This window comes from Lentzea terrae (genome assembly GCF_003265345.1).
In the GTDB taxonomy this organism is placed as follows: domain Bacteria; phylum Actinomycetota; class Actinomycetes; order Mycobacteriales; family Pseudonocardiaceae; genus Lentzea; species Lentzea terrae.
The window spans coordinates 261,860-281,825 of the sequence record NZ_QFWW01000023.1 but is presented as its reverse complement, the minus strand read 5'-3'; the positions used below and the strand labels follow the sequence as shown (position 1 = coordinate 281,825).

16 protein-coding genes, 1 tRNA gene and 1 riboswitch are annotated in these 19,966 nt (G+C 68.4%); of the genes, 6 read left to right on the top strand and 11 right to left on the bottom strand.

Annotated features, from left to right (window positions below):
- Positions 1 to 677: 677 nt before the first annotated feature.
- Genes DI276_RS28955 through DI276_RS28940 form a run of 4 tightly spaced genes read right to left on the bottom strand, consistent with a single transcriptional unit; the run spans position 678 to position 6,718 of the window.
- Positions 678 to 4,376, bottom strand: a complete 3,699-nt coding sequence (locus DI276_RS28955) for an ABC transporter ATP-binding protein (RefSeq protein WP_232836987.1) — start codon at positions 4,374 to 4,376, stop codon at positions 678 to 680.
- Positions 4,377 to 4,432: 56 nt separating this feature from the next.
- Entirely contained in the window at positions 4,433 to 5,305 is an 873-nt protein-coding gene (locus tag DI276_RS28950) for an ABC-2 transporter permease (protein ID WP_112269045.1), read from the bottom strand.
- On the bottom strand, positions 5,305 to 6,255 hold the full coding sequence (locus DI276_RS28945; RefSeq protein ID WP_112269043.1) for an ABC transporter ATP-binding protein: 951 nt from the start codon (positions 6,253 to 6,255) through the stop codon (positions 5,305 to 5,307). Before DI276_RS28945 ends, DI276_RS28950 begins: the two co-directional genes overlap by 1 nt.
- A gap of 22 nt (positions 6,256 to 6,277) precedes the next feature.
- Positions 6,278 to 6,718, bottom strand: a complete 441-nt coding sequence (locus tag DI276_RS28940) for a hypothetical protein (protein ID WP_232836986.1) — start codon at positions 6,716 to 6,718, stop codon at positions 6,278 to 6,280.
- 542 nt (positions 6,719 to 7,260) lie between these two features.
- Here DI276_RS28940 and DI276_RS28930 point away from each other — a divergent pair.
- Positions 7,261 to 8,709, top strand: a complete 1,449-nt coding sequence (locus DI276_RS28930; RefSeq protein ID WP_112269041.1) for an MFS transporter — start codon at positions 7,261 to 7,263, stop codon at positions 8,707 to 8,709.
- Positions 8,710 to 8,718: 9 nt separating this feature from the next.
- Positions 8,719 to 9,399, top strand: coding sequence for a TetR/AcrR family transcriptional regulator (locus DI276_RS28925; RefSeq protein ID WP_112269039.1), 681 nt, complete (start codon positions 8,719 to 8,721; stop codon positions 9,397 to 9,399).
- 53 nt (positions 9,400 to 9,452) lie between these two features.
- On the opposite strand, the gene ald is transcribed toward DI276_RS28925, so the two are convergent.
- Positions 9,453 to 10,565 carry an alanine dehydrogenase gene (gene ald, locus DI276_RS28920; protein ID WP_112269037.1) on the bottom strand — a complete coding sequence of 371 codons (1,113 nt, stop codon included), beginning with the start codon at positions 10,563 to 10,565 and terminating at the stop codon, positions 9,453 to 9,455.
- A 229-nt stretch (positions 10,566 to 10,794) separates the two neighbouring features.
- A riboswitch (glycine riboswitch) is annotated at positions 10,795 to 10,887 on the top strand.
- A gap of 61 nt (positions 10,888 to 10,948) precedes the next feature.
- On the opposite strand from ald, the gene gcvH reads away from it, so the two are divergent.
- On the top strand, positions 10,949 to 11,329 hold the full coding sequence (gene gcvH, locus DI276_RS28915; RefSeq protein WP_112269035.1) for a glycine cleavage system protein GcvH: 381 nt from the start codon (positions 10,949 to 10,951) through the stop codon (positions 11,327 to 11,329).
- A gap of 30 nt (positions 11,330 to 11,359) precedes the next feature.
- Positions 11,360 to 12,724: an L-serine ammonia-lyase gene (locus tag DI276_RS28910; protein ID WP_112269033.1), complete on the top strand. Its 1,365-nt coding sequence runs from the start codon at positions 11,360 to 11,362 to the stop codon at positions 12,722 to 12,724.
- 6 nt (positions 12,725 to 12,730) lie between these two features.
- Here DI276_RS28910 and DI276_RS28905 read toward each other — a convergent pair whose 3' ends face one another.
- The 4 genes from DI276_RS28905 to DI276_RS28895 form a co-directional block, all read right to left on the bottom strand.
- Positions 12,731 to 13,087 carry a winged helix-turn-helix transcriptional regulator gene (locus tag DI276_RS28905; protein ID WP_112269031.1) on the bottom strand — a complete coding sequence of 119 codons (357 nt, stop codon included), beginning with the start codon at positions 13,085 to 13,087 and terminating at the stop codon, positions 12,731 to 12,733.
- A gap of 63 nt (positions 13,088 to 13,150) precedes the next feature.
- Positions 13,151 to 14,740, bottom strand: coding sequence for a TROVE domain-containing protein (locus tag DI276_RS28900; RefSeq protein ID WP_112269029.1), 1,590 nt, complete (start codon positions 14,738 to 14,740; stop codon positions 13,151 to 13,153).
- A gap of 108 nt (positions 14,741 to 14,848) precedes the next feature.
- Positions 14,849 to 14,921, bottom strand: a tRNA-Ser gene (locus tag DI276_RS50280).
- 303 nt (positions 14,922 to 15,224) lie between these two features.
- Positions 15,225 to 15,875, bottom strand: a complete 651-nt coding sequence (locus DI276_RS28895) for a TVP38/TMEM64 family protein (protein ID WP_157985015.1) — start codon at positions 15,873 to 15,875, stop codon at positions 15,225 to 15,227.
- Between the two features lie 71 nt (positions 15,876 to 15,946).
- Here DI276_RS28895 and DI276_RS28890 point away from each other — a divergent pair, with 71 nt between their 5' ends.
- Entirely contained in the window at positions 15,947 to 16,351 is a 405-nt protein-coding gene (locus DI276_RS28890) for a hypothetical protein (RefSeq protein WP_112269025.1), read from the top strand.
- Here DI276_RS28890 and DI276_RS28885 read toward each other — a convergent pair.
- The gene (locus DI276_RS28885) at positions 16,348 to 16,656 is read right to left on the bottom strand and encodes a winged helix-turn-helix domain-containing protein (RefSeq protein ID WP_112269023.1); all 309 of its coding nucleotides are present in this window, start codon (positions 16,654 to 16,656) and stop codon (positions 16,348 to 16,350) included. The two genes, DI276_RS28890 and DI276_RS28885, sit on opposite strands and share 4 nt — an antisense overlap.
- Positions 16,653 to 17,495, bottom strand: coding sequence for a hypothetical protein (locus DI276_RS28880; protein WP_112269021.1), 843 nt, complete (start codon positions 17,493 to 17,495; stop codon positions 16,653 to 16,655). The genes DI276_RS28885 and DI276_RS28880 overlap by 4 nt, the downstream gene beginning before the upstream one ends.
- A gap of 186 nt (positions 17,496 to 17,681) precedes the next feature.
- On the opposite strand from DI276_RS28880, the gene DI276_RS28875 reads away from it, so the two are divergent.
- Positions 17,682 to 19,955 (top strand): glycosyl hydrolase family 95 catalytic domain-containing protein, encoded by a 2,274-nt coding sequence (locus tag DI276_RS28875; protein ID WP_112269019.1) that lies wholly within the window; start codon positions 17,682 to 17,684, stop codon positions 19,953 to 19,955.
- Positions 19,956 to 19,966: the final 11 nt, after the last annotated feature.

Below are 19,966 nucleotides of genomic sequence, written 5' to 3'. Positions count from 1 at the left end.
CCAGCGTGCGTGCTTGCGTTGGGTTGTTTGACCTGCGGTCATTACCGCTGGTCCGCGGCGGGATAGCCCTGTCCGGCTCGCTCCGCATCGCCACACGGGGCGCCTTGGCTTCGCCTTTGGCCCGCGTTGCTATAGGAGCATCGGCTCGGCTTCGCCATCGCCGCTTGCCTTCGGCTTCGCGAGATATAGATGGAATCCTCGTGGCGCGCTCCCGGAAAGGCGTCAACGGGTACCGCGAACAATTGAGCTTGCCGCGCGAACGTCTGAGCTGACTGCGGGTCGCCGCACCAAGATCGGCTCGCGACCTTGCCGGTGCGCCAGGACCAAACCCTGGTTCGCCGTGCGGGCTGGCCGTGCCTTGCCGGTGTTCCCGCGGGCTCGCCGTGCGGGCTGGCCGTGCCTGGCCGGTACGCCATGGCCACACCGTGGGCTCGCCATGCGGGCTGGCCGTGCCTCGCTGGCACTCAACGGCCCACCATGCGGGCTGGCCGTGCCTGGCCGGTGTTGCCGTGGGCTCGCCATGGCTGGCCGTGCGGGCTGGCCGTGCTTCGCCGGTACGCCAGGACCACACCATGGGTTCGCCGTGCGGGTGGGCGTGCGTCGTCGGTATGCCGGGGGCTCCCGTGCGGGCGGCCTGTGCCTGGTTGGTTGGCCGTGGGTACGGCGCTGGGGCGGGGTTAGGCGGCTGCTTCTGGGGTGCTGTGGCGCCATAGGCGGGCGTAGGCGCCGTTTGCGGTCAGGAGGTCGGCGTGGGTGCCTTGTTCGACGATTCGGCCGTTGGCCAGGACGACTATTCGGTCGGCTCTGGCTGCGGTGGCCAGGCGGTGGGCCACGACGAAGGTGGTGCGGGCGCCCGTTAGGTGGTCGCTGGCGGCCAGGACTGCGGATTCTGTTGCCGGGTCCAGGGCTGCGGTGGCCTCGTCCAGGAGGAGGAGGTCTGGGTTGACCAGCTCGGCTCTGGCCAGGGCCAGTAGTTGGCGTTGGCCTGCGGATAGGTGGTTGCCGCGTTCGCCCACCGGTTGGTGGAAGCCGTTGGGGAGGGTGGCAACCATGGGGAGGGCGCCTACGGATTCCACGGCTTGCTGGATTTCGGGGTGGCTGGCGGTGGGGCGGCCGTAGGCGACGTTTTCGGCCACGTCGCCGCCGAAGAGGTGGGCTTCCTGGGGGACCACGCCCAGGCGTTGGCGGTAGGCGGAGAGGTCGTAGGCGCGGACGTCCACGCCGTCGATCAGGACGGAGCCCGAGGTGGCGTCGTAGAAGCGGGCGATGAGTTTGACCAGGGTGGACTTGCCCGCGCCGGTTTCGCCCACCAGGGCCACGGTTTCGCCTGGGGTTACGTGCAGGGACACGTTGTCCAGAGCTGGGCGGTCGGCGCCCTGGTAGGTGAAGGAGACGTTGCGGAGTTCCACCTCGCCGGTGAGGCGGGGTGGGACCGGGACTGGGGTTGATGGTGGCTCGACGGTTGTCGGGGTGCGGAGGAGGTCGCCGATTCGGCGCAGGCCCACGCGGGCCTGCTGGTAGCCGTCGAAGACGCCGGAGAGTTGCTGGATCGGGCTGAAGAACAGGCCCAGGTAGAGGAGGAAGGCGAGCAGGATGCCTGGGGTCAGGGAGCCGGTGGCCACTCGGTGGGCGCCTATGGCCAGGACCACGGCTTGGGCCACGCCGGAGAGCAGTGCCACGAAGGGGAAGTAGGTGGCGATGTAGCGCTGGGCTCGCAGGCGGGACTGGCGGTAGGCGTCGCTGCGTGAGGCGAAGGCCTCCGCGGAATGGCGTTCCCGGGTGTACGCCTGGGAGACGCGCAGGCCCGAGACGTTTTCCTGGAGGTCGGCGTTGACCGCGCTCACGCGTTCGCGGGCTTCGGCGTAGGCGGTGGAGGAGAGGCGTTGGAAGATCACCGTGGCGATCACCAGGATCGGTAGGACCGAGAGGGCGATCAGGGCCAGGGACGCGTCGGTGATCACCAGGGCCGCGGTGATGCCCACGACGGTGAGCAGGCTGATGACTGCGGTGACCAGGCCGGTTTGCAGGAACGTCGAGAGGGCGTCGACGTCCGTCGTCATCCTCGTCATGATGCGACCGGCCATCTCGCGCTCGTAGTAGTCGAGGCCCAGCCGTTGCAGGTGGGCGTAGCTGCGGACGCGGAGCAGGTAGAGCAGGCGTTCGCCGAGGCGGGCCGCGAACACCGTGCTGCCCGTGGTGGTCAGCCAGCCGACCACGACCAGGCCGACGCCGAGACCGACGGCCAGCCACAGCGACGACTCGGTGCCGGTCACCACGCCGCCGTCGACTCCCAGGCGGACCAGGGCCGGTAAGCCCATGCCCACCAACGCGTCGAGCACCACGAGGGCGGCGACTGCGGCCAGGCCCAGGCGGACCGGGCGCAGGAGGCTCGCCAGGCGGAAACCGGGGTCGGCGGCGCGCGGGTCTTCGCCGTGCAGGACGGGGACCTCGGTGGCGGGCGGCAGCGAACGGACCTGGGCCAGCAGTTCGGGCGTGGGCGGGCCGCCGGCCAGGGCCGACATGCCGCCGCCACCGCCGCCTCCTCTGCGGCCGGGCGAGGACGGGGCCGTGGTCCTGGCCTCGTCGATCAGGCGCTGGTCGAGGTCTTCCTGCGACAGTTCGGGCCACAGCTCGCCCGTCGGCGCCGGTGCGGTGGTCTCGATCGCCTCGTCCGGGCCCGCCAGCAGGTCGCGGTAGAGGGCGCAACGGGACGTGAGCTCGGCGTGGGTGCCGATGTCGACCACGCGGCCCGCGTCCAGGACCGCGATCCGGTCGGCCAGCGACAGGGTGGAACGGCGGTGGGCCACCAGGAGCGTCGTGCGGTTCGCCGTGACGGACGCGAGAGTCGCGTGGATCGCCGCTTCGGTCGCGGTGTCCACTGCGGACGTCGCGTCGTCGAGGACCAGGACGCGGGGGTCCGAGAGCAGAGCGCGGGCGAGGGCTACGCGCTGGCGCTGGCCGCCGGACAGGGTCAGGCCGCGTTCACCGACCACCGTGTCGTAGCCCAACGGCAAGGCCTCGATGAAGTCGTGCGCCTCGGCAGCCTTCGCGGCACGTTCGACGTCCTCGCGGGAGGCGTCGGGACGCCCGTACGCGATGTTCGCGAAGACGGTGTCGGAGAAGAGGAAGGCCTCTTCGAAGACGACGCCGATCGAGCCGCGCAACGACTCCAGCCGCAGCGTGCGGACGTCGGCGCCGCCCACCCGGACGGCGCCCGAGTGCACGTCGTAGAAACGGGGCAGCAGCAGGGAAACCGTCGACTTGCCGGAACCCGCGGTGCCGACCAGCGCCAGGGTCTCGCCCGGCTCGACGGAGATCGAGAAGTCGCGCAGCACCGGCTCACTGCGGGTGTAGCCGAACGTCACGTCCGAGAACGAGATGCCGAGCGGGCCGTCGGGGACCTCGCCGGGGCCGTCGGTGACGTCCGGCTGCGAGTCGATCAGCTCGTACACCCGCTCCACGCCGGCACGGGCCAGCTGCGCGGACACCACCAGGCCGGACAGGATCCTGGTCGGGCCCACCAGGTTTGCCACGTACGTCGTGAACGCGAGGAACGTGCCCAGCGTGACCTGGCCGTGCAACGCCAGCCAGCCGCCCAGCGCCAGCACGCCGACCTGGCCCAGCAACGGCAGCGCGGTCACCGTCGCCAGCGGTCGCGACGACAGCCGAGCCGCCCGCATCCGTTCCGCGAACAACGCCTTGGCGTGCTTCTCCAGCCGCGCGACCTCGCGCGCCTCCTGGCCGAAGCCCTTCACCACGCGCACGCCGGTGACGGTCTCCTCGACGTGCTGCGCGAGGTCGGCCGCCCGCTGCTGCGCCGACCACGTGGCCGGGAACAGCGTCAGCCGGGTGTTGCCGGCCAGCCACGCCACCAGCGGCAGCACGATGATCGCGATGATCGTCAGCGGCACCGACAGGTAGAGCATCGCGGCCAGTGCGGCGACCGCGAACACCACGGTGCCGACGGCCAACGGCGCCATCATCAGCAACGACTGCACCAGCTGCAGGTCGGTGATCGACCGCGAGACGATCTGCCCGGTGCGCATCTCGTCCTGCTTCGCGCCGTCGAGCCGCTGCACCGCCGAGAACACGCCCAGCCGCAGATCGTGCTGCACGCCCAGCGCCAGCCTCCCGCCCAGATATCGGCGCAGGAACGCCGACCCGAACGTGAGCAGCTCCAGCACGATCAACACGACCATCAACGTCCACAGGCGGTCGGTGCGGCCCGCCGTCGAGTCGTCGACCGCGGTCTTGAGCAGCAACGGGCCCGCCGCCTGCAGGCCAACACCGACGACCGCGGCGAGCACCGACAGCACCACCAGGCGGGGGTGCTGCCAGCACGCTGCGGTCAGTCGGCGGATCCAGCCCTTTGTCACGGAGCCAAGACTACGGACGGGGTCTGACAGTTAACTTGATTTTGAAAAACTGCAGGTCAGGTGATGTCCTTGGACTGCGTCAAAGCCCAGCCGCCCGCGAACACGATCCCGGACCAGCCGAGGAACACGAGGCCCGACCACCACCAGTCGAGCGCACCGCCGGCACCGGCGATCGCCCGCAGCACGTCCTCGATCTCCGGCGGCACCACCCCGGCCGTCGACAGGAACAGGTCGACGGCGGCCGACCCGGTGAGCCCGTTGATCGACCCGTTCGGCAGGAACCCGATCACCGCAGGCACCTCGAGGTACGCGAGCACCAGGTGCAGCACGTTCTCGATCACCAGGAAGTACAGCAGCAGCAACACGATCGACCCCGCCACGTTCGGGATCAGCGCGCCGATGCCGACGCCGAACATCGTCATCAGGACCGACGACAGCACGCAGACCAGCGTCAGCGTCACCCAGCCGCCGGCGTCCGGCAGCTGCCCGGCGTTGCTGGTGAGCACCACGCCGATGCCGAGGAACAGCATGATCGCGAGGCCGTAGACCGCGCCCCACAGCACGTACACCAGCATCTTCGCCAGCAACGCCTGCATCCGCGACGGAGCGGTCAGGAACGTCGTCGTGATCGTCCGCCGGTTGATCTCACCGGAGATCGCCAGCGCACCGAAGACCATCGGGAAGATCGTCGAGATGTTGATCGCCCGCGCGATGCCGAACAGCGACACCTTCCACTGGTCCGGCGTCACCCCGAGGAAGTCCGACACCTCGTCGACCTCGCTGGTCGACGCGAAGTCCACGAAGTACTTCCCGAGCAGGCCGGTCGACAGCCCCCAGCCGAGCGCCAGCACCGCGGTCGGGATCAGCAGACCCCACCACAGCCCGGTCGTCGTCGTCTTGCGGAGCTCCGCCTGTACGAGGTTGCCCATCAGGCCCAACCACCCTGCTGCTTGTACGGAGCCGGCGCGTGCCCGGCGAACTGGCCACTGGTCAGCTGGAAGAACAGCCGCTCGAGGTCGACCTGCTCCTCCTGGATGCCGTAGATCGACACACCCGCCCGCAACGCGCTGTCCGCGACGTGCTTCGAGTCCACCCCGGACACCGCGAGCCTGCCGTCGGCCAGCTGCTCGATCGCGTGCACGCCCTCAGCCCTCAAAGCGTTTGCGAGCGCGTTGACGTCTGACGGCTGCACGAGAACGCGCCGCTGCTGCGACTGCCGCAACTGGTCCAACGGCCCGTAGAACATCGTCTGCCCGCGCGAGATGATCACGACCTGGTCGACGGTCTGCTCGACCTCGGCCAGCAGGTGGCTGGAGATCAGCACCGTGCGTCCCATGCGCGCGTAGGACTGCAGGAACGTGCGCAGCCACGCGATGCCCTCGGGGTCGAGGCCGTTCGCGGGTTCGTCGAGCACGAGCACCTGCGGGTCGCCGAGCAGCGCGGTGGCCAGCGCGAGCCGCTGCTTCATGCCGAGCGAGAACCCGCCCACCTTGCGATCGGCCGCGCTGCCGAGGCCGACCAGGCCGAGGACCTGGTCGGCCTGCGCGTCCGGCACGCCGATGGCAGCCGCGTACACGCGCAGGTGGTTGCGGGCGGAGCGGGCGGGGTGGAAACCCTGCGCCTCCAGCACCGCACCCACCACGCGGCCGGGCTGGCCGAGCTGGTGGAACAGTCGTCCGTTGATCGTCGCCGTGCCGCCCGTCGGCTTCACGAGCCCCAGCAACATCCGCAGGGTCGTCGTCTTCCCCGCGCCGTTCGGGCCGAGGAAGCCCGTCACGCTGCCGGGAGACACGGTGAAGCTCAGGTTCTGCACCGCCGTGACCGAACCGAACTGCTTGGTCAGGTTCTGGACCGCGATGAGGCCGCTGCCGTCATGCATGTGGCCCATCCTGCCTGATGGTTCAGTCCGGCAAGGCGTGCTTCGGCCTAGACACGACCGGTGCGCGATGTACCAGCGGCGGCACGTCGGACAAGATCGGCGGCAGTTCGGTGGTCAGCTCGACCGGTGTTTCCGCAGGAATCTCGATCGTGCCCGATCGGGTGAAAGGGTTGCGCAACGGCCTGCGGCGTTCCCGATGCGGCAGACCCTCACCGATCAGGTGCTGGTGCGCCATGTTCCAGACCTGGCAGGGCCACCGCCGTCGCCGCAACCAGCCGGGACACGCCTTGCACCGGCCGTCCTCGTCCGGCTGGTGCACCGTCAGCAGCAGGCGCCAGCCGTCCGCCAGGCGGTGGATCTCCGCGCGGGCCAGCGGAACCAGCGCCTCGGCCTCGCCGTGCTCGGCCACCTTGTCCAGCAGTGCCAGTCGTTGCAGCACCGCGTCTCGCAGGGCCTCGTCCATCACATCTTCGCCGTGGCCTGGTCGAGCAAAGAGCCCAGCCGACGCGTCTGAGTGGCGGACATCACAGCGGTCTCGCCCGGTGGTGTAACCAGGAGAACTCGGTCGTTCTCGACCAGAACGGTCATCGATCTGTCCCGACCGAACGGGTCGTGGCAGTGGATCCATCCCTGTGGTTCAGCCATGGAATCTCCCTTCGAGGGACGCCCGACTCCGTCTTCATCGGCCGTTGGCCCTGCTCGCCGCACCGCGGGCCGGGAGATTCACTCGTTTGCTGGACGAGCCGAACACGGGCAGTGGTCCAGTCGGGGAAACTTTTGGGTCGCGATTCGGTGGGGGTGCTGGGCGCGCCCCCGTCGGGCCCGCTATATTTGGTCACGGCGGCCCCGCTCCCAGTGACCCCCAGGCTGGTTGAGCGCGGCCGCCCTTTAATTTCCTCACTTCTTCGCCCTCTGTGGCACCTCCCTCTGCTGTCAGCGGAATCCTGTTGCGCCTCGAGGTCTCGTACGCTGTAAGTTGCTCGTACACCGTAAGGGGGACGAGAGATGACTTCGACGACCGAGAAGGTCGGGGTGCACCCGCACCCCCAGCGCTGGGCCGTGCTCGGCGTGCTCTGCCTGTCCGTGATGGTCGTGGTGCTCGACAACACCGTGCTGAACGTGGCGATCCCGTCGATCTCCACAGGTCTGGGGGCCAGCACCGCCGACATCCAGTGGATGATCAACGCCTACTCGCTCGCGCTGGCGGGCCTGCTGCTCACGACCGGCAGCCTCAGCGACAGGTTCGGCCGCAAGCGCGCGTTGCTCGCGGGCCTCGTCCTGTTCGGCACCGGTAGCGCCGTGGCGGCCTACGCGGGCTCGTCCGAGGCGTTGATCGCTGCCCGCGGCTTCATGGGCATCGGTGCGGCGGTGCTGATGCCCGGCACGCTGGCCGTGCTGATGCAGTTGTTCGACGACAGGGAACGCCCGAAGGCCATCGGCATCTGGGCCGCCGTCACGAGCCTCGGCTTCGCGGCGGGCCCGGTGATCGGTGGCGCGCTGATCAAGCACTTCTGGTGGGGTTCGGTGTTCCTGATCAACGTGCCGGTGGCGATCCTGGCGATCGCGGCCGTCGCGACGCTGGTGCCGGAGTCCAAGGATCCGACCGTGCGCAAGCCGGACGTGCTCGGCTCGATCCTGTCGATCATCGGCATGGTGTCGATCGTGTACGCGGTGATCGAGGTGCCGGAGCACGGGTTCGGCTCGGCGGAGTTCGGCGTGCCGGTCGCGATCGGGCTGGTGACCATGACGGGATTCGCGTTGTGGGAACGGCACACCGCAGAGCCGATGCTCGATCTCGGGTTCTTCACCGACCGCCGGTTCACCGGCGCGGTGGCGTCCGGCGTGCTGGCGGCGTTCGGCATGGCGGGCTCGCTCTTCCTGCTGACGCAACACCTCCAGGGCGTGCTCGGCTACAGCCCGTTGGAGGCCGGCATCCGTGTGGCACCGATGGCGATCGCGTTGTTGGTCACCAGCAACACCCTGGGGCAGCTCGTCGTGAAACTGGGTGCCGGCAGGGCGATGCTGCTCGGCATGACGATCGTCGCGGCCGGCGTGGCCCTGCTGTCGATCGGCACCACCTACTCGCCAACGCTGGCCGGTCTGATCCTGATCGGCGTGGGTGTCGGTGTGTCACAACCGGTTGCGGTCAACGCGCTGATGGGCTCCATCCCGCCGGAACGCGCCGGCATCGCGTCCGGGCTGTCGGGCACGCTCACGGAGCTGGGTTCCTCGTTCGGCATCGCCGTGCTGGGCGCGCTGTTGTCGGCGCGGTTCCTGGCCTCGTTGCCGGACGGCGTGCCAGGGCGATCTTTGAGCGAGGCGCTGCACAGCGGTGCGGACATCACGGTCGTGCGCGAGGCGTTCTCGAACGGCATGAGCGTCAGCCTGTTGATCGGTGCTCTGGCCGTGTTCCTGGGAGGCGTTGTGGCCAGCGTGCTGCTGCGACGTGCCTAGGATCGGCCTGTGGACAGCGTGTGGTTCAGCAAACCCAGGCCCGGTAGCGGACAGCCTCTCGGCCTGAGCCGGGAGGCGATCGTCCGCAAGGCCCTGGAAGTGCTGGACGAGCACGGCCTGCAGAAGCTCTCCATGCGCAAGCTCGCCGCGGAACTGGGCGCTGCCCCGATGTCGCTCTACTGGCACGTGCCGACCAAGGACGCGTTGCTGGAGCTGTGCCTCGACGAGATCTACGGCGAGCTCGACCTGCCGGCTCCCGACGCCGACTGGGAGCCGGCGTTGCGCGCGCTGATGCACTCGCTGCGTCGTGTCGCGCTGAAACACCCGTGGTGGGTCCGCGGCATCGGCGAGTTCACCACCATCGGCCCGAAAGCAGTGGCGATGGCCGACTCGATGCTCGAACCCATGCTGCGCACCGGTTTGTCGATGGCCGCTGCCGCGAAGTCGGTGTCGACGGTGTCGAGCTACGTCATCGGGTACGCGATCGCCGAGGTGAACTTCAGCGCGAGGGGCGGGATGGACGCCCCGCCGCCGGACCTCGGGAAGATCGCCGAGCTCTACCGGGAGAAGCACCCCCGCTACGTCGAGATGCTGAACGACCAGGCGGTGTGGTCGCTGGAGGGGCAGTTCGAGTTCGGGCTGAACTGCGTGATCGACGGCATCAAGGCCAGGGTCGTGGCACTCAGATAGCGAAACCCCCGCAGCGTGATCGCGTGCGGGGGCCTCATTCATTCAGTTGGCTTTCAGACCACGGACTCCAGCGGCGTGTGCACGAGGCCGGTCGCCTCGGCCACCGGGCCGTTGGTCAGCTGGCCGGCGTGGGCGTTGAGGCCCAGGGCCAGCGAACGGTCGTCCTTCAGCGCCTGCTCCCAGCCCTTGTCGGCCAGCGCGACAGCGTACGGCAGCGTCACGTTGGTCAGCGCGTAGGTCGAAGTGCGCGGGACGGCGCCCGGCATGTTCGCCACGCAGTAGAAGACCGAGTTGTGGACCTCGTAGGTCGGCTCGGCGTGCGTGGTAGGACGCGAGTCCTCGAAGCAGCCGCCCTGGTCGATGGCGATGTCGACGAGCACCGAGCCCGGCTTCATGTCGGCGACCAGCGCGTTCGAGACGAGCTTCGGCGCGGCGGCACCCGGCACGAGGACGGCGCCGATGACCAGGTCGGCCTCGCGGACGGCCTGCTCGATCGCGAACGAGTTCGAGGCCAGCGTGCGCAGACGGCCCTGGAACTGGGCGTCGATCTGGCGCAGGCGGTCGACGTTGGTGTCGAGGATCTGCACGTCCGCGCCCATGCCGACGGCGATGGTGGCGGCGTTGATGCCCGCCACGCCGCCGCCGATCACGACCACGCGGGCCGGGGCGACGCCGGGGACGCCACCGGGCAGCACGCCGCGGCCGCCGGAGGGCTTCATCAGGGAGAACGCGCCGACCTGCGGGGCGAGGCGGCCCGCGACCTCGGACATCGGGGCGAGCAGCGGCAGCGCGCGGTTCGGCAGCTGCACGGTCTCGTAGGCGATGGCCGTGGTGCCCGACGCCAGCAGGGCCTCGGTCAGCGGCTTGTCGGCGGCGAGGTGCAGGTACGTGAAGAGGGTCTGCCCGGCGCGCAGTCGCGGGTACTCCTCCGCGATCGGCTCCTTCACCTTGAGGACCATGTCGCCCTCGGCCCAGACGTCATCGGCGGAAGCGAGGATCTTGGCGCCCGCGGCGAGGTACTCCTCGTCGGTGATGGCGGAACCGAGGCCGGCGCCCTGCTCGACGAAGACGTCGTGGCCGCGGCTGGTCAGTTCGTGGGCACCGGCCGGGGTGAGAGCGACGCGGTACTCGTGGTTCTTGATCTCGCGGGGAACTGCGATCCGCACGATGACTCCTCCGTTCGGGCTGGCCTCTGTCTCACAATGTGAGGCAGCCGGAAGGTCATGTCACTGTGCGGTTCGCACTATCCGGCCACTGTGTGGTTGTTCACTTGGAACAGAGCGATGTGGGCCACGCCCGCGTGCCGATCGACCGTCCCGCGTTGACACTCGGCAGTGGCCGCACATAGCGTTCGCGCCGAGAACTGAAGACCGGCCGCGGTGCCCGCGAGGCACCAGAACCCGAGTGGGAGAGACCTCGACGCAGCAGTCGAGGCGCCGAAGGGGCAAGCTCCCGCACACTCTCAGGCAGCAAGACCGCTCGGGGTAGGCAACTCTGCACGGCGGAGGGGGCGCAAGTTTCCTGACCCGTCACAGCCAGAGGAGTCGCCGTGGAGTTCCCCGAGAACCTGCTCTACACCCACGAACACGAGTGGGTCGACTGGACGCCGGGTACCCAGGATCCGTTGACCTGCGGAATCACCGAGTACGCCGCAGACGCGCTCGGTGACATCGTCTTCGTTCAGCTCCCCGAGGTCGGCGCGAAGGTCGTCTCCAACGAGGTGTGCGGCGAGCTCGAGAGCACCAAGTCGGTCAGCGACCTGTTCTCGCCCGTCACCGGTGAGGTGATCGAGGTCAACAGCGCTGTCGTGGACGACCCGGCGATCATCAACAACGAGCCGTACGGTGCCGGCTGGCTGTTCAAGGTGCGCGTCGAGTCGGCGGAGAACCTGCTCACGGCGGCGAAGTACGCCGAGCTCACCAAAGACTGACTGAACAACCCCACCACGAAGGACTGATCAGTGGCGATCAGCGTTTTCGACCTTTTCTCCGTCGGCATCGGGCCGTCCAGCTCCCACACGGTCGGCCCGATGCGTGCCGCCGCGATGTTCGTCGAGAAGCTCGGGGCCCGAGCGTCCGAAGTGGACCGCGTGCACGTCGAGCTGTTCGGCTCGCTCGGCGCGACCGGGCACGGCCACGGCAGCCCGAAGGCCGTGTTCCTCGGCCTCGAAAGCAACCTGCCGGAAGAAGTCGATCCCACGGTCGCGGCCGTTCGCGTCGAGGAGATCGTCACGAGCGGACGGCTGAAGCTCGGCGGCGTGCACGAGATCGACTTCGTGCACGACCGCGACCTCGTCATGCACCGGCGCAAGTCGCTTCCGTTGCACCCCAACGGGATGAGCTTTGAGGCGTACCGGGGTGACGAGTCCGTCGAGCACGCCGTCTACTACTCGATCGGCGGCGGCTTCGTCGTCGACGAGAACGCGTCGGGCACCGACCGGATCAAACCGGACACCACGCCGTTGCCGCACCCGTTCCTGACCGGCGACGAGCTGCTCGCGCGCTGCCGGGAGACGGGTCTGTCGATCAGCGAGATCATGATGGCCAACGAGCTGTCGTGGCGGTCAGAAGACGAGGTGCGGCAAGGACTTCTGCACATCTGGCACGTGATGCAGGAGTGCGTGGAACGCGGCTGCACCGAGCACGGCGTCCTGCCCGGCGGTCTCAAGGTTCGCCGCCGCGCGGCCGAGATGCGCAAGCGGCTGGAGAGCGAGCACTTCGTCACCGACCCGCTGCGGGTCATGGACTGGGTGACGCTCTTCGCGTTGGCGGTCAACGAGGAGAACGCGGCGGGCGGCCGGGTCGTCACCGCGCCGACGAACGGCGCGGCCGGCATCGTGCCCGCGGTCCTGCACTACTACACGAAGTTCGTGCCGGGAGCCAACGACGACGGCGTCGTCCGGTTCCTGCTCACGGCGGGCGCGATCGGCGTGCTGTTCAAGGAGAACGCGTCGATCTCCGGTGCCGAGGTCGGTTGCCAGGGCGAGGTCGGTTCGGCGTGCTCGATGGCGGCCGGCGGTCTCGCCGAAGTGCTCGGTGGCACCCCGGAACAGGTCGAGAACGCCGCCGAGATCGCCATGGAGCACAACCTCGGTCTCACCTGCGACCCCATCGGCGGTCTGGTGCAGATCCCGTGCATCGAGCGCAACGCCGTGGCGTCGATCAAGGCGATCACCGCTGTGCGCATGGCGTTGCGCGGCGACGGCTCGCACTTCGTCTCGCTGGACAAGGTCATCAAGACCATGCGCGACACCGGCAAGGACATGTCGGTGAAGTACAAGGAAACCGCGCGCGGTGGCCTCGCCGTCAACGTGATCGAGTGCTGACGGTGCCTACTTGCGGGTGTCGTACGCGCGCTGTGCTTCGAGCACGTCGGGCATGCGCTCCTCGAGCAGGTGGATCAGCGACAGCAACCGCTCCGCCGTCTCGCGCCCGAGCGGCGTGAGGGTGTAGTCGACGCGCGGCGGGTTCGTCGGCTGCGCGTCGCGGTGCACGAGCCCGTCGCGCTCCAGCGCGTGCAGCGTCTGGGACAGCATCTTCTCGCTGACCCCGTCGACCCGGCGGCGCAGTTCGTTGAACCGCAGCGGACCGTCCACGAGCGCGCCCATCGTCAGGCTGCCCCACCTGCCGGTGACGTGCTCCAGCGTCGGGCGTGACGGGCACGCCTTGGCGAACACGTTGAAGTCCATCGGCCGAGAATACCCTGAGATAGCGCTAACCGATAGTTAGCGCTATCTCAACGGCACTGTTGATCAGAACGGCCAGTCGGCGTTCTGCCCCGCTTCGAGCAGGGGCACCATGCGGAATGTTGCGTCCGTCAGGCCGCCGAACTCGTGGCGGTTGGCCTTGCCGGTCGCGTACGCGGCCTGCTTGTACCCGTTCAGGTTGAAGCCGTAGATCGGCACGTGCGCCGGCACCGCGTCCGAGACGCGCTGGCTGTAGTGCCCGCTGATCGTCTGCATGTCCGAGATGATGAACACCCGGTCGTGGCCCCGGTAGGTGCGCTGCAGCGACCCGATGATGTCGGTGCCGTGCCCGACCTCACCGATCCGCTTCAGGAACCGGTCGACCCCGCGGATGACCGAGGCCCCGCGCGGGACGTCGTGCCGGAAGGTGCCGTCCGCGAACCCGACGACGTCGACCTGCTCGCCCTTCGCGCCCAGTGCGACACCGAAGACCGCCGCGGCCTTGGCCGGGGTGACCTTCGACTTCGCCGAGAACGCGCCCTGCGTCATCGACGCCGAGGTGTCGACGAGGATCAGCGACCGGCCCGGCAGTGCGGGCAGGTTGCCGAGCGACGCCTGCAGCGCCTGGTCCAGGGCGTGGCCCCAGCGCAGGCTCGGTGCCGCCTCGTACGCCGACAGGAACCGGAACGGGAACTGCCGCGAGCGCGCGACCTGGCCGGGGTCGGCCAGCTGTGCCGCCACAGCCGCCGCCACCTCGTCGGACATGCCTGCCTCGTCGAAGTTCCGGAGGTTGCGCAGCAGGGCCATGTAACCCATGGACGGTGCGAGCGCCTCCCACACCTCACGGGTCAGCGGACCCTGCAGCCACCCGGCCACGGCCTCCCACGTCATCCCGGCCCGGCGCAGCACGTCGGCCGCGTCGGGACGGGTGAAGAGCGCACGCCGCTGCTCGACCGGCCACGCCATGAGCTCACGACGTGCCACGACCATCTGCAGCTGCTCGGGAAGCGCCACCTCGGCGTCGCGGCGCCGGTCCAGCACGTACTGGAACAGCGCGCCCTGCCAGTCGGCCGCGGGCGAGGGGTGCACGAGGTTCAGCACGTCGGCCATGCGGAAGCCGCGGGCGTCGCTGTCCCACTTGAGGACCGCGCGCTCGTCGTAGAGCCGCTGCACCGCGTCGGCGATGCCGCGCTTGATCGGCTTCGGCACGCTCCGGCCGTTCGCGCCCGTCCAGTAGGCGAGGAGCTCGCCCGGCTCGTCCGCGCGCTGCAGCACCGAGTCGATGACCGCACGGTTGGTGACACCCGCGTCCGAGGAGGCCACGAGCCGCGCGTAGACGAACTCGGCCGCGCCGACGAGCGACGCGGTGCGCATGTTCGCCTCGCTGCGCAGCCACTTCAGCAGGCGCGCGGTCCATTCGGGATCCGCGAGCGCGGCCTGGTGGACGAGGTTCGCGAACCGGGTGTCGCGCTGACCACCGGACTCGTAGAAGGTGTTCTCGCCGCCCATGTTCGACACGGCGAGCAGGAACAGCTCGGACTTCGTGTCGCGGGCGTAGCCGTCGCCGCCCTCATAGGTGCGACCGGACGGTGCCGGCGCCGTGGCGACCGGGCTGGTGCCCGCCGGACGTGCGCGAAAGATGTTGAACTTCGCCATCGGCTCTTCCCCCTCAGGACAAAGAAAGGGGAGCCCACAAACCCCACACGTGTCCGAGATCAAGGTCGCGGAAGGTACGTTGCTGCTCTGCCAGTTTGAGCTACGGCCAGTGGCCGGCAGGATTCGAACCTGCAACCCGCCCATTAAAAGTGGAAGTAACCCTCTGCTTCGCACCGGACACGTGTGGAGTTGTGCGCTCCCGAGATCAAAGTCGCCAACGGCTTTTGCGGTTTTGAGGCGAAGTAACCGTTGGCTTCGCACCGGGTGCGATTTCTATGCAACCACACCGCGCCAGCGATTAATTTCCGGCTGATGTGGAGTTGTGGGGCGCCCGAGATCGAGTCGCAGAAGGTGACGTGCTCACCGGAGTGAGCGAAGACCGGCCGAAGCCGGCTTCAGGGTTCGAACCTGAGTATCACCGGAAGTAACCCTCTGCTGCGCACCGGGCGCACACTCATACAACCACGCCGCGCCAGCGATTTTTCTAGGGCGCAGCCTTCACGAACCGGCGCAGCAGGTAGAACAGTCCGACGGTCAGCAACAAGCCGGCCGCGCAGATCATCACGATCTCCTCGACCGTCTCCGCCTGCGACCCCGCGAACACGTAGGCGGCACAAATCGGGACGGTCCCGAGGAGGGTGAACAGCAGGAAAGTCCGGAACGGCACCCGCGACACCCCGGCGGACACCGAGACCGTCTCCGCCATCATCGGAATGCCGCGGGCCACCCCGAAGAACCAGGGCCCGAACTGACGGCCCCAGCGCCGCATTTCGGTTAGTTCCTCAATGGTTACAACGCGGCGCACCAACCGCGGTCCGGCATACCTGCCGAGCGCGTATCCTGCGGCAGAGGAACCCAGGGATCCGATGACTGCGAGTGCCAGCCCGAGCGGCAGGCCGAGTGCCGTTCCCGCCAGCACGATCAGCGGAGTGGACGGCACGGGCAGCAGCACGTCCACGACGAGCAGGGCGAAGATCGCCACTGCCGCCCACACCGGGTCGATGCCGCGCACCCACGTCACGACTCCCTCGAAGTCGATGAGGTCGAGTGCCTCGAACACGAGCCAGCTCAGCAGCACGAACGCGAGCACGACGAACGGTATCCACTTCCACCGAACGCCCGTCTCATAACTCATCGGGTGATGGTCGCCCACCTCGATGCGCCGGACAATCCGCCAGTGCCGCAGGTTCCGCGAAGGAGACACATATGAGTGACGACCTCGTGCCGTTTCTCGGCCACTGGGTGCTCGATCCGGCGCGCTCCGCCTACACCGGCGGCACGCCTCCCCTCAGCGGTCACTACGACCTGCGCCTCGAAGGCGACCGGCTGGTCGTCGCCATCGAAGGCGTGCTGGGATCGGGTGATCCCATCCGCACCGGGTACACATTGGACCTGTGGCAGGACACGCCGATGAGCGTCGGCAAGGTCGACCGCGTGCGCACGGTCGTCGAGCCGCGCCGGTTCTGCACGATCGCCTACGCGGGCTCGCAAGCGGTTGCGCGGGCGTGGCGGATTCTCGGCCACCTCAACGAGATGACGATCGTGCAGTCGGCGCCAGACGCGTTCGGCGTCTGGCGCGACGACGTTTCCGTGTACCGCAGGCAGTTCTAGCGGCCGTCGTGGCGGTCGAGCAGTGCCCGCAACGCGGCCATCTCCGCGGCGAGCGCGGTGCGGCCGGCGTCGGTGATGTGCAGCCACGTCTTGGGGCGTTTGCCCTCGTAGCCCTTCTCCACCTCGACCAGACCGGCCTGCTCCAGCACGGTGATGTGCCGCGACAGGTTGCCCGCCGTCAGCTCCAGCGCCGACTTCAGGTAGGAGAACTCGACCCGTTTCGCCTCGGCGGCGATGGTCAGCACGCCGAGCCGGTGTCGCTGGTGGACCGTGTCGTCCAGTCCCGCCGTGGGGTTCTCGCTCATCGCGCCATCTCTCGCCGCACGGACCCGATGATCCCTCCGACCAGGAGGACGAGTGCGGGCAGGGCGGTGCTCGCGAAGTGTTCCACGTCGAACGGCCAGTAGAAGAAGAACCGGCCGGCCTCGTTCACGAAGATCACGACCGCGGTGAAGATCGCCACGGTGACCGTGCACACCACGCTGCGCTCCAGGTAGGCGAGCCCGGCGAGGCCCGCGGCCAGCACGAACATCGGCCCGTACGGGTAGAACGTGGCGAAGTGCGCGAGAGCGAACAGTGCGAGCACCGCGAGCGTGAACCAGACGCTGCGCACCCGCCACGTCGCCGCCACGATCACCGCCACGGTGACCGGCAGCGCGATCTGCCAGCCCACCCGTCCGAAGAACAGCTCGCTCAGCACCGGGACACCGATCAGCGGCAGCACCAGCATGAAGATCGTGACCTGGGCGTAGACCCTGGTGGGCGTCTCCACGCCGACCTGCGCCGCGCGCCACCGGTACCACCAGACGACCGCGAGATAGCCGCACAGCAACGCGATGATCCAGTAGATGTCCGCGGCGACGGTCGGGTGGAAGCCGAACGTCGGTCCGCTCATCTGACCGGTCGGGTGCAGCCAGTTGTAGAGCCAGTGCTGGTCCGCCGAGCTCCACGAGCACACGTGTGGTTGTACGAGCTCCGGGTCCTGCCCACTCTCCACGCACAGCTTCGGCGTGTAGAACGGCGTCGCTCCCAGCGTGATCAACCCGAACAGCAGGAACGGCAGCCAGTAGCCGTGCCGGTCGGCGCGGGCGCGTTTGCGCATCTCGCTCAGCTCGGTGAGCAGGCTCTTCGGATCCTCGGTCATGGTCAGTCCCCCGACTGCACTCGATTGCAATCAGGTTTGCATCACAAACCAAGTTCGTCAAGGACGTGGCCGCGAAGCCGGCGCCATGCCCATGGCCACCTCTTGACTCTGGCTGGGTACTCACGAAAGATCCGATGAATCGCCGCCGCGAGGACCTGACCGCACATCGAAGTGAGGTGCCCGAACGTGGTCGAACTCAACCGGCGCACGCTGATCGGAGGCGCGTTGGCCGGGGTAGCGGGCAGTGCGCTGCTCCCTGACATCGCATCGGCCGGCGACGATTTCAACTGGCGTGACTTCATCGGGTCATCGGATCTCATCTGGAAGAAGATGCCCGCCACCTGGTTCGAGGGCCCGTACCTCGGCAACGGGTACCTGGGTTCCGGCATCTACGCCGAGCCGAACGCCAACGCCATCAGATTCAACGTCCAGCACTCCCAGGTGCAGGACCACCGGCCGGAGTTCGGGGCGCTGTTCGGCCTCGCCCGGCTGCCCATCGGCTACTTCACCCTCGAACCCGTCGGCGCGATCACCGGCGTCGACCTGCGCATGGACCTGTGGAACGCCGAGCTGACCGGCACGATCACGACCGCGGCCGGCAGCCTGCGGATCAGGGCGTTCATCCACACCAAGCGCGACCTCTACGCCATCGACGTCCAGGCCAGCGAGGGCGAGCGCGCGTTCAAGTGGGTCTTCCACCCGCTCAAGGGGATCAGCCCGCGCACCGACCCGAAGTGGAACCGCCCGCCGCCCGCCGGCTTCACCGACAACCCGCCCGTGCAGCTCACCAGCTCCGGTGACGTCCAACTGGCCGTGCAGCCGTTGAACGCGGGCGGCGAGCACGTGACGGCGTGGCGCGAGGTCACGCGTGGCACTCGGCGCACGCTCTTCACCAGTGTCACGTGGTCGCACCCCGACAAGAAGGCCGTGCGCAAGGCCATCGGCAACGTCCGGTGCGGCTCGATCGAGGGACTGGCCGTCGACCACCGGTTGTGGTGGCACGACTTCTACCGCAAGAGCTTCCTGTCCATTCCGGACAAGCGACTGCAGGCGTTCTACTGGATCCAGCTCTACAAGTTCGCTTCCGCGGCACGGAAAGAAGCGCCTGCGATCGCGACCTGCGGGCCGTGGCTCGAGAACACGCCGTGGCCGAACACGTGGTGGAACCTCAACGTGCAGCTGGAGTACTGGCTGATCCACGGCTCCAACCACGTCGACTTCGACGCCGTCACGTACTCGATCGACCGGTACCGCGACGTGCTGGTGGAGCAGGTGCCGGCGGAGTACCGGCACGACTCCGCCGGCATTCCGCGCACCACCGACACCGTGCTCAACAACGGCGCGGGCATCGGCAACTCCGGTTACGGCGTGGGCATTCCCGGCAAGGACGTGCCGACGCCCGAGGTCGGCAACCTGACCTGGACGATGCACAACGTCTGGCTCACCTACCGGCACACGATGGACGACCGGGTGCTGCGCAACGTGCTGTTCCCGTTGCTGCGCAGGGCCATCAACTACTACTTCCACTTCCTCGCCAAGGGCGCGGACGGCAAGTGGCACCTGCCGATCACGTTCTCGCCCGAGTACGGCGTCAACGCGCCGGACTGCAACTACGACCTCGCGCTCATCCGATGGGGCTGCCAGACGCTGCTGGAGTCCGCGAAGTCGTTGCGCATCAACGATCCGCTGATTCCGAAGTGGCGGGACACGCTCGCGAACCTCACGCCGTACCCGGTGGACAAGAACGGGTACATGATCGGCGCGGGTGTGCCGTTCGCGAAGTCGCACCGGCACTACTCGCACCTGCTGCAGATCTACCCGTTGTACGAGATCACGTGGGAGGACCCGGCGCAGCGGCAGGTCATCGAGACGTCGCTGAACCACTGGATCAGCTTCGAGGGCGCGTTGCAGGGCTACACGTTCACGGGTGCCGCTTCGATCTCCGCGCAGATGTTGCGCGGTGACAAGGCGGACTTCTACCTCGGCGAGCTGATGCGGCGGTACATCAAGCCGAACACGATGTACCAGGAGTCCGGTCCGGTCATCGAGACGCCGTTGTCGGCCGTGCAGTCCATGTACGACATGCTCTGCCAGAGCTGGGGCGACGTGATCCGGGTGTTCCCGGCGGTTCCTGCGGCGTGGCCGGAGATCTCGCTGGACAACTTCCGGACGCAGGGCGCGTTCCTGCTCAGCGCGTCCCGACAGAAGGGCGCCACGCGGTGGATCAAGCTACGCAGCGAGGCCGGTGCGCCGTGCGTGGTGCGCACGGACATCAAGGATCCGGTGGTGCGCGACAGGTGGGGTCGGCCGAAGCGTTTTTCGGTGCTGCCCAACGGAGATCTGCGCATCGAGCTGCGACGCGGTGAGGAAGCTGTCATCCACCGCGGCGGGGACAAGCCGGACCTGAAGGTCGGACCCGTGATCGGTGCTCCGGCACCGTCATGGGGTCTGCCTGGATGAGTGCGTTGGCC